The organism is Candidatus Methylomirabilis sp. (assembly GCA_036000645.1).
Classification (GTDB): Bacteria; Methylomirabilota; Methylomirabilia; order Methylomirabilales; family JACPAU01; genus JACPAU01.
The window spans coordinates 1-12292 of sequence record DASYVA010000072.1 but is presented as its reverse complement, the minus strand read 5'-3'; the positions used below and the strand labels follow the sequence as shown (position 1 = coordinate 12292).

The following is a 12292-nucleotide window of genomic DNA, read 5'->3' as shown; positions in this document are numbered from 1 at the left end:
GCGACGGAGCCGCCGGTGCCGCCCAGCGTGAAGGAGGGGCGGATGATGGCCGGGAAGCCGACCAGGTCGAAGATGCGGAGGGCTTCCTCCGGGGTGCGGGCGTAGCCCGAGCGGGGGACCTCCAGGCCGATCCGCTCCATGGCCTGCTTGAACAACTCCCGGTCTTCCGCCTTCCGGATGGCGTTCATCTTGGCCCCGATGAGCTCGACCTGGTAGCGGTCCAGGATCCCCTTGGCTGCCAGGACCACGGCGAGGTTGAGCGCCGTCTGGCCCCCCAGGGTGGGCAGCAGCGCCTCCGGGCGCTCGGCGGCGATGATGGCCTCCAGGATCTCGGGCGTCAGCGGCTCCACGTAGGTCCGGTCCGCCATCTCCGGGTCGGTCATGATGGTGGCCGGGTTGCTGTTCACCAGCACGACCTGGAACCCCTCGGCCCGCAGCGCCTTGCAGGCCTGGGTGCCCGAGTAGTCGAACTCGCAGGCCTGGCCGATCACGATCGGCCCGGAGCCGATGATCAGGATCTTTCGCAGGTCCGTCCGCTTGGGCATGGGTTCAGTCGCTTCGCTCCGTCACCGCCCTCGACAGGCCATTCGTCAGTTGTCGCCGAACTGGATGCGGGGCGGGCCGGCGGAGCCCCGCCGCTCGCGCTCCATCAGCGCCACGAACCGCTTGAACAGGTAGTGCGAGTCGTGGGGCCCCGGGGAAGCCTCCGGATGGTACTGGACCGCGAAGACCGGGACCGTCCGGTGCACCAGCCCCTCGCAGGTGCCGTCGTTCAGGTTCACGTGGGTCTGGAGGACGTCCTCCCGGCGGATGGCCAGCTCCCCGATCCGGGTATCGCGGAACGAGCCCATCTCCACGGCGAAGCCGTGGTTCTGGGTGGTGATCTCCACCTTTCCGGTCATCAGGTCCTTTACCGGGTGGTTGCACCCGTGATGGCCGAACTTGAGCTTGAAGGTCTTGCCCCCCAGGGCCAGCCCCAGAATCTGATGCCCCAGGCAGATCCCGAAGATGGGCTTGCGCCCGATCAGGGCCCGGACCGTCTCGATCAGGTAGGGAACCCCTTCCGGGTCCCCGGGGCCGTTCGAGAGGAAAATGCCGTCCGGCTGCTGGGCCAGGACCTCCGCGGCCGACATCGTTGCCGGGACCACCGCGACGTTGCACCCGAGGCTGACGAGCCTCCGCAGGATGTTGAGCTTGATGCCGCAGTCGAAGGCGACCACCTTGAAGGGGCCGCCGGCGCGCGGGGAAGCCCCGAAGAGATCCATCTGGGGCGCGGCCGGGCCGCTCGCCGCCTCTGCCCCGCCCCGCACGCCGCCCTTCCCCCAGACCCACACGTCCTCGGTCCAGGTGTAGGGGGCAGGGCACGTCACCTCGGCCACCAGGTCCCGCCCGATGAGCCCCGGGGAGGCCTGTGCCTTTTCCACCAGGCGCGCCGGGTCCTCGTCCCGAGTGGAGAGGCAGCCCTCCTGGGCCCCACGGTCGCGGATGTGTCTCGTGAGGGCCCGGGTGTCAATCCCCTGGATGCCGATGATCCTGTGCGCCTTCAGGAACTCCTCGAGTCCCTCCTGCATCCGCCAGTTGCTCGGGCGCTGGCAGCCCTCCCGCACGATGAACCCGGCCAGGGCGGGCCGGCGCGCCTCCAGGTCCTCCGCGTTCACCCCGGTGTTGCCGATGTGAGGATAGGTCATGCAGACGATCTGCCCCCGGTAAGAGGGGTCGGAGAGGACCTCCTGATAGCCGGTCATCCCGGTGTTGAAGACCACCTCCCCGATGGCCTCCCCCTCGGCGCCGAAGGGGCGTCCCTCGAAGATGGTGCCGTCCGCCAGCGCCAGGACCGCCTTCCGGCTCATGCCTCCCATACCACCTTCCCCCCGACGATGGTCATCACCGGGGCGCCCTTGAGCTTCCAGCCGAGGAATGGGGAGTTCTTGCTCTTGGAGGCCATGGCCTTCGCCTCCGCCACCCACTCCCGCTCCGGGTCGAGGAGCGTCACGTCCGCCTCGGTGCCCGGCGCCAGGGTCCCCTTCCCCTTCAGCCCCAGGATCCGCGCCGGGGCGACGCTCATCCGCTCCACGATCTGGGGCAGGGTCAGGACCTTGCCGTGGTACAGCTCGGTGAGCACCACACCCAGACAGGTCTCCAGTCCGGTCACCCCAAAGGGGGCGTAGTCGTATTCCTGTTCTTTTTCCGCCAGGGCGTGCGGCGCATGATCGGTGGCGATGCAGTCAATCGTGCCGTCCGCCAGCGCCTCCCGCAGGGCGGCCTGATCCTCCGCGGCGCGGAGCGGCGGGTTCATCTTGGTATTCGTGTTGAACCCTCGCACCGCGTCCTCGGTGAGCGCGAGGTGGTGCGGCGTCACCTCAGCCGTCACCTTCACCCCCCGGACCTTCGCCTCGCGCAGCGCCCGCACCGACTCGGCGGCGCTCAGGTGGCAGAGGTGCAGCCGGGCCCCCGTGAATTCGGCCAGGAGAATGTCCCGCGTGACCTCGACCGCCTCCGCGATCCCCGGGATCCCCTGGAGGCCGATCTGGGTGCTGACGAGCCCTTCGTGCATCACGCCGCCCTGGCTCAGGCTCAGCTCCTCGCAGTGGGGGATCACCGGGATGTCGAACATGGTGGCGTACTCCATGGCCCGGCGCATGAGGCCCGCGCTCGAAACGGGGCTGCCATCGTCGGAGATGCCGACGCAGCCGGCCGCCACCAGCTCCCCGATCTCGGCCAGCTCCTGCCCCTTCCGGCCCTTCGAGATGGCGCCGATGGGGTAGACGCGGGCCGCCCCGTGCTTCGCGGCCTCCTCCAGGATGAACTCGGTCACGGAGGCGGAGTCGTTCGGGGGCTCCGTGTTGGGCATGCAGGCGACGCCCGTGAACCCTCCCCGCGCTGCCGCTGCCGTCCCGCTGGCAATCGTCTCCGCATCCTCCCGCCCCGGCTCCCGCAGGTGGACGTGCATGTCAATCAGGCCGGGACATACCACCAGCCCCTTGGCCTCGATCAGCCGGTCGGCCTCCTCGGGGCTCCGTCCCCCCGGCGCACCGCGCCGAGCCTTGCCCCCGTTCCCGCCGAGGTCAACGCTCCGGATGACGCCGTCCTCGATCAGGACGTCCATCAGCCCGTCGAGGCCGTTCACCGGGTCAACAACCCGCCCGCCCCGAATCACGATGCGCATCGCGCACTCCTACGCGGCGGCCGCCTTGGCCGCCGCGGGCTGGCCGCCGGTGAGGAGGAACAGCAGGGCCATCCGGACCGCCACGCCGTTCGTCACCTGGTCGAGGATGATGGAGTAGGGCCCGTCCGCCACCTCCGGCGCGATCTCCACCCCCCGGTTCATCGGGCCCGGGTGCATGATGAGCACCCCCTCCTTCGCCCGCTTGAGGCGCTCCCCCGTCAGGCCGAAGAGCCGGCTGTACTCCCGTAGCGACGGGAGGAGGCCGCTCCCCATTCGCTCCCGCTGGATCCGGAGCATCATGATGATGTCCACGTCCCGGATGGCCTCGTCCATCTTCGTCGTGACGGCGGCCCCCAGTTGCCCGACGTGCCGCGGGAGCAGCGTGGCCGGGCCGCAGAGGCGGACTTCCATTCCCACCTTCTGCATGCCGTGCAGGTTGCTCCGCGCCACCCGGCTGTGGGTGATGTCCCCGACGATGGCCACCTTGAGGCCGCTCAGGCGCCCGAACCGCTCCCGAATGGTGAAGAGGTCGAGCAGGGCCTGGGTCGGGTGCTCATGAGCTCCATCCCCGGCGTTGATCACGCTGGCGGCGACCGCCTCGGCCAGGACCTGGGGGGCGCCGGCAGCCGCGTGCCGGATGACGACCACGTCCGGGTGCATGGCCTGGAGCGTCCGGCCCGTGTCCAGGAGGGATTCCCCCTTGGCCACGGAGGAGGCGGACGTGGAGATGTTGATCACGTCGGCGCTCAGCCACTTCCCCGCGATCTCGAAGGAGGTCCGGGTCCGCGTGCTGGCTTCGTAGAACAGATTCATCACCGTCTTGCCGCGGAGGGCGGGAACCTTCTTGATGTCCCGGGAGGCGATCTCCTTCATGGACGCGGCCGTGTCCAGGATGAGGGTGATCTCCTCCGCCCCGAGCTCGCGGATCGTCAGGAGGTCCTTCCGCTTGAGCGCCATGCCTCGCCTCGCTTTCGCGCGGACGGCCCCTAGCCTTCCCGCCGCTCCTCCGGCCGCCGTCCCGCAGCGGACGGCTCCGGCTCCAGGATCACCACCCGGTCCACCCCGTCCTCCTCCTCCAGCAGGACCTGCACCCGCTCCTGCTGGGAGGTGGGGACGTTCTTCCCCACGTAGTCGGCCCGGACCGGCAGCTCCCGGTGTCCCCGGTCCACCAGGACGGCGAGCTGGATGAGGCGCGGGCGCCCCAGGTCCATGAGGGAGTCCAAGGCCGCCCGGACAGTCCGGCCGGTGTACAGGACGTCGTCCACCAGGACGACCTTCTTCTCGTCCACCGTGAAGGGGATCTCCGTCCTCCGGACCACCGGCTGCACGCCCACTTTCCCCAGGTCGTCCCGGTAGAGGGTCACGTCCAGGGCCCCCACCGGGACCTCGATCCCCTCGATCTCCTTGATCTTGCGGCTCAGGCGGCGGGCCAGCTCGATCCCACGGCTCCGGAGGCCTACCAGAACCACCTCGTCGGTCCCCTTGTTGCGCTCCAGGACCTCATGGGCGATCCGGGTGAGCGCCCGGCTGATCCCCTGGCCGTCCAGGATCTGCGCTTTTTCCCGCACCGGCCCCTCCGGGCAAAAAAAAACCTCCTCAGCGCCTGAGGAGGTCCCCCCTCACCTTCGTCCGGATGCACCCGTGCTGCATGCCTCTCCTTTTCTAACCTCACAGAGTTAGATTAAAAGGCGAGAGGATGATCGCAGAAGGACCGCGCCCTGTCAAGCGCCTTTTTGCTGTGAGTCCGGCATCTCCTCAGGGGGTGCTGGGGGAGCAACGGCAGTTCGCAAGAGTAACTGAGGAGTGCCTTTCAGACTGTAGCAGGCCACACCACCGATAGGTTCCAGCGGCTGGCCTAAAAGGCCGTGTGCGCCCGGCAGACGAGCCTTTCTCTTCGAGAAGATGGACTGTGCGGGTCGCCGACTCCGCCGGGCCATGGCTCGCACCATCAACGGAACTCCCGTGGTGCCGTCTCCCTGCCGACTCGGCGGTTGAGCTCTCGCTTACGGAGCAACCTGGGTCCAGATGCTGTCCGTCTGGAAGGTCTCGCCCGGCGCGACCGGGTAATCGAGCACCTGCGCGTCCAGGGTGGACCCCGCCGCCTGGGTGACGTGGTCCACGGTGAGCATCTGCCAGGCCAGCGTCAGCGGCACGAAGGGGGAGTAGGTCGCCGTCCCGACCTGCACCCCGTTCAGGTACTCGCGGACCCGGATCCGGGCCTGGCCGCTGCTCGCCTCCGCCCGGACCCAGGCCGTCAAGCGGTAGCGGGTCCCGGCCGCCCCGGTCGAGCCGACCCAGTTCGGGCTGTCGTTGATCCCGAACGGGGCCATGTCGCCGGCGCTTCGCACCTCGAGGGCGAATGCGCCCTCCTGCCCCCCGGGGACCCGCTCAATCACGGTGTCCGCTGTCGGATAGGGCATCCAGCCGCTCGTGTCGGTCTCGAAGGAGGGATTGCCGACCAGGTTCTGGTCAGCCGCAACCACCGTGATCACCAGGCTGTCCGGGGTGGGATCGGCCAGGCCTAGGCTGTTCGTCACGGTGAAGGTCACGGTGTAGGTCCCCAGGGTGCTGAACGTGATCTCCCCTGGGTCCTGAGCCGTGCTGTCGGGCGCGCCCCCGCCGAAATCCCACAGGAAGGTGAGCGGGAGGTGTCCATCCGGGTCGGTCCCGGTCCCGGCGAACGGCACGCTCTGGCCGGCCGGGATGGTCACGTTCCTGGCCGGGCTGTCGATCACCCCGTTCGGGGGTTCGTTGGTGGGGCTGACGAGCCGGATCGCGATGGTGTCCACCTGGAAGACCTGGCCGGGCGCGGAGGGGGTCTCCAGCACCTGGAAGTCCAGCGTGGACCCGGCCGCCTGGGCGACGTAATCGAGGGTGAGCTGCTGCCACTCCGGGGTCAGCGGCACGAACGGGGAGTAAATCGTCCCCCCGACCTGCACGCCATTCAGGTACTCCCGGACCTTCAGCCGGGCCTGGCCGGCGCTGCTCTCCGCCCGGACCCACGCGCTGAAGCGGTAGCGGGTCCCGGCGGCCAGGGTCTTCGCCACCCAGTTCGGGCTGTCGTTGATCCCGAACTCCGTCGTGGTCGCAGGGCCCCGCACCTCCAGCGCGAAGGCCCCCTCCTGCCCCCCCGAGACCCGCTGGAGCGTGGAGCCCCCGTAGGCAGCCCAGCCCCACGTGTTGGATTCGAAGGAGGGATTCCCGACGAAGTTTGCCGGAACCACCGTGATCACCCGGGTGTCCGGGGTGGGATCGGCCAGGCCTAAGCTGTCGATCATGGTGAGAGTGATCGTGTAGGTCCCCCGGGTGCTGAAGGTGACCGCCCCCGGGTCCTCCGCGGTCGAGTTGGGGGGGCCCCCACCGAAGGTCCAGAGGAAGGTGAGGGGGAGGTGCCCATCCGGGTCGCCCCCGGTCCCGGCGAACGTGACGCTCTGGCCGGTCCTGATGATCATGTCCCCCGCCGGGCTCTCGATCACGCCGTTCGGGGGCTGGTTGCTGGTCGTGGTGACGATCCGGATCGCGATGCTGTCCACCTGGAACACCTGGCCGGACGCGGAGGGGGTCGCCAGCACCTTGAAGTCCAGCGTGGACCCGGCCGCCTGGGTGACGTGAACGAGTGTGAGTAGTTGCCAGTCCGGCGTCAGCGGCACGAACGGCGAGTAAATCGTCCCCCCGACCTGCGTCTCTCGGTACTCCTGGACCCTCAGCCGGGCCTGCCCGGCGCTCGCCGCCGCCCGCACCCACGCGCTGAAGAGGTAGCGCGTCCCGGCCGCCCCGCTCGTGGCCACCCAGTTCGGGTTGTCGTCGATCCCGAACTCCGCTGTGCTGGCGGGGCCCCGCACCTCCAGCGCGAAGGCCCCCTCCTGCCCCCCCGAGACTCGCTGGATCGTCGCCCCCCCGTAGGGTCGCCAGCCGGTCGTGGAGGCCTCGAAGGAGGAGTTGCAAACCAGGTTGAGGCTGGGACTGCAGACCACCGTGATCACCCGGCTGTCCGGGGTGGGATCCGACACGCCTGAGCCGTCCCTGACGCTGAAGCTCACCGGGTAGACGCCTGGCCGGCTGAACACCACCGCCCCCGGATCCTCCACCGTGGCGTCGGGTGCCGCCCCGCCAAAGTACCACGTGAAGCTGAGCGGGAGATTCCCGTCCGGGTCGGTGCCGGTCCCCGTGAAGCTCAGGCTCTGCCCCGCCATGATCGTGACATCGGTCGGGGGGGTATCGATCACGCCGTCAGGCGCCTGGCTAGCAAGTACCCTGATCAGCCGGCTGGCCGGGGTGGGGTCGGCCAGGCCTAGGCTGTCGGTCACGGTGAAGGTCACCCAGTAGGTGCCGGGGGTGCTGAAGGTGACCGTCCCGGGATCCTCCACCGTGGTGTTGGGGGCCCCGCCCCGGAAATCCCACTGGAAGGTGAGGGGCAGATGCCCATCCGGTTCGCTCCCGGTCCCGGCGAAGGCGACGCTCTCGCCCGCCACAATGGTCACGTCCCCCGCCGGGCTATCGATCACGCCCTCGGGGGGCGCATGGACCGTGATCACCCGCCTGTCCGGGGTGGGATCGGCCAGGCCCAGGCTATCGGTCACCGTGAAGGTCACGGTGTAGATTCCGGGGACGTAAAATACCTTCAACCCCGGGTTCGGCCCGGTCTGGTTGGCCGCGCCCCCCCCGAAGTCCCAGAAGTAGCGGAGGGGTTCGTCGCCATCCGGGTCAGTCCCGGTTCCACTGAAACTCAGCGCCTGGCCCGCGCCGACCGTTATGTTGCCCGCCGGGGTGTTGATCGTCCCCTCGGGGGGCGCGTTGACCCTGATCGGATGCGAGGCGGCAGCGGTCCTCTCCTCGTCGTCCGTCACCGTGACGGACACGATGAAGGTCCCGCTGGCGGTGTAGGTATGGCTCGCTGTCGCCTCCGCCTGGGGCCCGACCACGGTCCCGTCCCCGAAGTCGAACCGGTAGGAGACGATCGCGCCGTCCGGATCCACGGAGCGGGAGGCATCGGCGATCACCGCCAGGGGCGGGTTTCCCACGGAGGGCGTGATCGTCAAGGCGGCCAGGGGAGGGCCGGAGTACGGGTAGTACTCCAGGGCGCCCCGGTCGGCGTAGAGGACCGGGCCGACCCCGGTGTTGGCCGTGGCCGGGTCATCCAGCCGAGCCTGCCCGGCGGCATCGGTCTCGGGCCAGTGGGGGACCGCGGAGTCGGCCGAATCGATGGCGGGGGAGCCGGGGAAGAGGCGGAAGTCCCCTCCCACCGAGTGAACGAACTGCGGGTCGGTCTGGATGGAGTTCGCGTCCTGGCCGGTGGCGGCCGTGAAGGCGGCGAGGGTCGCGTAGGTGGTCCCGGCGTATTTGATCGGCGCCTGGCTGGTGCGGTTCCAGAAGATGTTGGAATTCGAAACGAAGCTGCTACCATCCACGAAGAGGTCGTACTCCCCCGCTGCAAGCCCGTTGTTGACCCCGATGGAGTTGAAGATGGAGGGAGTGGACCTCACCACCGAGAAGCCCCGCCCGGCATTCCCCCACGCGACATCGCCGACGTGACGGGTTCCCTCCGTGTCGGAAACGTGGAAGCCGTGGCTGCCGTTGCGCCAGGAGAAATTCTGCCGGGACACATTGTTAGCCGAGCCTTTTTCGAGGAGGATCCCCGTCGCGAAAACGTTGTCGTGGGCATTGTTGCGCTGCAGCAGGTTGCCGGGCGAGCCAGCGAGATGGATGCCCCCGCCGCTGCGGAACACCTCGTTGTCCTGGATCGTCGAGCTGTTGACGCCCGACAGGTAGATCCCATCGATCCGATTGTCCGAGACCACGTTCGAACCGATCAGCACGTTCGCGGCGCCCCCCACTCTGATCCCACGACCGTGGGAGAAGGTCACGGTGTTGTTCGTGACCGTGAGATTATTCGAGGAGGGCGGTTCTAGAAACGCAGCGCCATTCAGATCGATCCCGTCCCCCTCGGTCCGGGTGATGGTGAAGCCGTCGATGGTAACCCAGGAGCGCCTGTCGACTAAGAAGCCCGTGTGCCGCAGGCCGACCAAGGTCTGGTGGGTCCCGGGGTTGTCCCCCCCGAGGTTGACGTAGAGGCCCTCCCCGAGGACGTAGTGGAAGGTCCCCGGGGCGAGGTCGGCCGGCTCGGCGTGGGAGAAGATCAGGCGTGCCCCGTCGACGAAGACCTGGCGGGAGAACCATGGGACGCTCGGCGCCAGCCACACGCTGCCGGTGGCGGGCGTCCAGAGGGCGGGGTCAGAGAAATCGTCCGCCCCGTCCAGGACCACGCCGGGCCCGAGGGCCTGGAAGACGAAGGGGCTCCCGTCCGCGCCCGAGGCGGGCACGTTGACCTGCTCCCGGTAGATGGCGGGCTTCACGAGGATCGTGGTGCCGGGTCCCCCCCGGGCGTAGGCGGCGGCCGAGATGGTGCAGTAGGGCGGGTTCCCCTCAGTGCCGGCGCCGGGCGCCGTATCCGAGCAGTCCGGGTTGGCCCCGTCCACGACGAAGGTGCCGGCGGCGAGGGCGCTCCCGGGACCAACGAGCCAGCAGAGGAGGCCCAGGAGCACCGCGACCCCGCGCGCCACGCGACCCCGCTCTAACCTCGCCACGCTTGAATTCGCCCGTTCCATTGCCCGCCTTCTCCTACGGGGCAGAGACCGCGTCGGTCCCTGCCCCGTATTGCCCGAGTGGCCATGGCGCCACCCCCAGGGGGCAGGCAGGTTCCATCCGCCTGATTCACGGGCTCCCTCCCCGCAGGGCGAAGCTGGTGTCGAGGGATTCCCGACCACCTCCGCCACCGTGATCACCCGGCGGTCAGGCGTGGGGCTCATCATCACCTGGCCGGGATCCTCCGGACGACGTGTCCCGCGACCCCCTGAAGCAATTGCAGTTGGCCTTCCACCCTGATGGGATGAGTGTCCCCGGAGAAGTCCACCAGCAGGCCCTTCTCCGAGCCTGGAGCGGCATCGCGGCAGCGCAGGATGGTCTCCTCGACTTCGTCGAAAAACTCCGAGCGATGGACCTGCTTGCAGAAGTCACAGCGCTGCTCGTAGATGAGGCTTGGCCGCTCGGGACGGGCGATTCGCGTCGCCTGCCCGGAGGCGACTGCCGCGCGGTCCACGTCATCCATCATTCATTCCCCTACACCTCTGCCTCCATCCTCCCCCCCGCGCTCCCCCCGACGGGGCCGGACGGTCGGCGCTAGCGGATCGGGGTCTCGAGGAACCGCGTGGTCCGCGCTGTGGAGAGCGGGCTCCCGGGCTCCAGGATCGGCGCGTAGTCGGACCCGTTGGGGAGGGGGAAGGTGACCAGCTCGTAGACGCCCACCAGCGTCCGCCCCACGCCCAGGCCCATCCCCTTGATGAGCCCCACGGTCAGCCCGTAGCCCGGACCATGGTCCTCAGTCTCCCGGACCATCGTCTTCGGCCACTCCACCAGAAACCCCAACGTCAGATTGCCGAGCCCCCGCCCCGCTTTCTCCCAGGCCCCGCCGGCTCCGTCGGGCTTTCCGCCCCCCGCTTCCGGAAGGGTCTCCTCTCCCCACGCCACGGCCACGCTCAACGCAAGAACCAGCCCCGCGAGCACAACACCCCGCCTCCCGTTCCCCATCCCTCTCCTCCTCTTCCTCTCCCCTCCCGACCCACCGCGGAGCTCCCGACGGCGCCGCCGCTATAGCCTCTCCCCGGCCCGGGGCGGGCCTTCCGTGAGTCCTCACGCCCCGAGGATTCCCTCCCGCCAAGAGCCACTCTATGTCCTGCACACGCCGATTGGGCCTACGGCAGAAGCCGGATGCCGATGTTGTCCACCTGGTCCAGAGGCTGTCCCCATGCCTGACCATGTAGGGGGCCGCCGTTCGAGCTGGGCCGCCGGTCGCTCCGGTCGTCCTCCGCGACCGTGAGGTGCATCAAGGGGACCACCAGGGAGCGACCCGCGCGGAGGCGATGGCGACTCTCGAGCCGGTTCAGATCCATGAGGACCCGGATGGAGGTGTCGTAGCGCCGCGCGATCTGGGAGAGGGTCTCGCCCTGGCCGATCATGTGGCGTTGCCACGTCACGCGCCGCGTCTTCTTGATCGCGTCAATTCTCTCTGCAAACAGGTCCCCAGCGCCGGCCGGAACCCGCAGCCGGTAGTCGGGCGTGTGGGGGGGCGTCACCAGGTGGTGCAGTTCGGGGTTCAGGGCCTGGAGCTCGGCGAGCGGGACCCCCGACGCCTGGGCGACGATCCGGAGGTCGAGGGGCTCCGGGAGCGCGAGCGGCTCCGTCGCGGGCACCTCCTCGGCCGGAGGGTCGAAGCCGTAGCGCTCCGGATCCTTGGCGAGGATAGTCATGGCCATGAAGGCCGGGACGTAGAGCTTGGTCTCCCGGGGGAGGTGAAGCCGCCAGAAGTCGGCCGTCCTCTGCCGCCACATCGCTGCTGCGATCTTCCCTTCGCCGGCGTTGTAGGCCGCGATGGCAAGCCTCCAGGAGCCAAAGAGCCCGTAGAGGTCCCGCAGGTACTCCGCCGCCGCCCGGGTCGCCTTCTCCGGGTCCCGTCGCTCGTCCAGCCACCAATCGATGCGCAGCCCGTACTTTCGCCCGGTGCTCGCGATGAACTGCCAGATCCCCACCGCCCGGGCTCGGGAGTAGGCCTCGACCCTGAAGGCGCTCTCGATGTAGGCCAGGTTCACCAGTTCCAGGGGGAGACCGTACTCCTGGAAGATCCCCCGCATCATGGGGAGGTAGCGCCCGGCTCGATCGAAGGCCTCCTGAATCCGCTCCCGCCGCTCTCCCCTGAAGAGATCCAGGTACGCCCGGACCTCGTCGTTCAGGTCGATGGGCACATCGAACGCGTCGGGACCCTCCGGGGCTCCGTCGGGGGGCTCGGACTCGTCTTCCCCCTGGTCCAACAGCCTGGTGTCCTCGGGGGTGACGAGCGTCTCCGCCGGGGCGGCGTCCCCGGGGACGAGATCCTGGTCCTCCTGCCCGGCCTGGGGGGGGCTCGCCGCTTCCCTGGGGACCGCTGGGGCGGCCGCGGCCGCGCGGGGCGGCGTTCCATCCCCCGCGAGGAGGCCCCCGTCGGCCGCACGGATCTCCTCCCCGGCTGAGGGTGGCGGCAGAAAGACGACCAAGACGAGGAGGATCGCGGGGAGGACCGAACGACAGTGGTGGTGG

9 protein-coding genes are annotated in these 12292 nt (G+C 69.3%); all 9 read right to left on the bottom strand.

What is annotated here, in order from left to right; translation table 11 throughout:
• Window positions 1-545, bottom strand: a 545-nt coding sequence (carB, locus tag VGT06_04305; GenBank protein HEV8662352.1) for a carbamoyl phosphate synthase large subunit, incomplete at its 3' end; no start/stop codon positions are given.
• 45 nt (window positions 546-590) lie between these two features.
• On the bottom strand, window positions 591-1850 hold the full coding sequence (gene carA / locus VGT06_04300; GenBank protein ID HEV8662351.1) for a glutamine-hydrolyzing carbamoyl-phosphate synthase small subunit: 1260 nt from the start codon (window positions 1848-1850) through the stop codon (window positions 591-593).
• Window positions 1847-3166, bottom strand: a complete 1320-nt coding sequence (locus tag VGT06_04295; GenBank protein HEV8662350.1) for a dihydroorotase — start codon at window positions 3164-3166, stop codon at window positions 1847-1849. The genes carA and VGT06_04295 overlap by 4 nt, the downstream gene beginning before the upstream one ends.
• A gap of 9 nt (window positions 3167-3175) precedes the next feature.
• Entirely contained in the window at window positions 3176-4123 is a 948-nt protein-coding gene (locus VGT06_04290; protein ID HEV8662349.1) for an aspartate carbamoyltransferase catalytic subunit, read from the bottom strand.
• 29 nt (window positions 4124-4152) lie between these two features.
• Window positions 4153-4734, bottom strand: coding sequence for a bifunctional pyr operon transcriptional regulator/uracil phosphoribosyltransferase PyrR (gene pyrR / locus VGT06_04285; protein HEV8662348.1), 582 nt, complete (start codon window positions 4732-4734; stop codon window positions 4153-4155).
• 435 nt (window positions 4735-5169) lie between these two features.
• Entirely contained in the window at window positions 5170-9750 is a 4581-nt protein-coding gene (locus VGT06_04280; protein ID HEV8662347.1) for a PKD domain-containing protein, read from the bottom strand.
• A 224-nt stretch (window positions 9751-9974) separates the two neighbouring features.
• Window positions 9975-10271 carry a hypothetical protein gene (locus tag VGT06_04275; protein HEV8662346.1) on the bottom strand — a complete coding sequence of 99 codons (297 nt, stop codon included), beginning with the start codon at window positions 10269-10271 and terminating at the stop codon, window positions 9975-9977.
• Between the two features lie 71 nt (window positions 10272-10342).
• On the bottom strand, window positions 10343-10750 hold the full coding sequence (locus tag VGT06_04270; GenBank protein ID HEV8662345.1) for an exosortase system-associated protein, TIGR04073 family: 408 nt from the start codon (window positions 10748-10750) through the stop codon (window positions 10343-10345).
• 164 nt (window positions 10751-10914) lie between these two features.
• Window positions 10915-12292, bottom strand: a 1378-nt coding sequence (locus VGT06_04265; protein ID HEV8662344.1) for a transglycosylase SLT domain-containing protein, incomplete at its 5' end; no start/stop codon positions are given.

Excerpts from the sequence above, each read along its gene's own strand:
- carA (HEV8662351.1), bottom strand. The coding sequence starts at position 1,850 with ATGAGCCGGAAGGCGGTCCTGGCGCTGGCGGACGGCACCATCTTCGAG.
- VGT06_04295 (HEV8662350.1), bottom strand. The coding sequence starts at position 3,166 with ATGCGCATCGTGATTCGGGGCGGGCGGGTTGTTGACCCGGTGAACGGC.
- VGT06_04290 (HEV8662349.1), bottom strand. The coding sequence starts at position 4,123 with ATGGCGCTCAAGCGGAAGGACCTCCTGACGATCCGCGAGCTCGGGGCG.
- VGT06_04275 (HEV8662346.1), bottom strand. The coding sequence starts at position 10,271 with ATGGATGACGTGGACCGCGCGGCAGTCGCCTCCGGGCAGGCGACGCGA.
- VGT06_04270 (HEV8662345.1), bottom strand. The coding sequence starts at position 10,750 with ATGGGGAACGGGAGGCGGGGTGTTGTGCTCGCGGGGCTGGTTCTTGCG.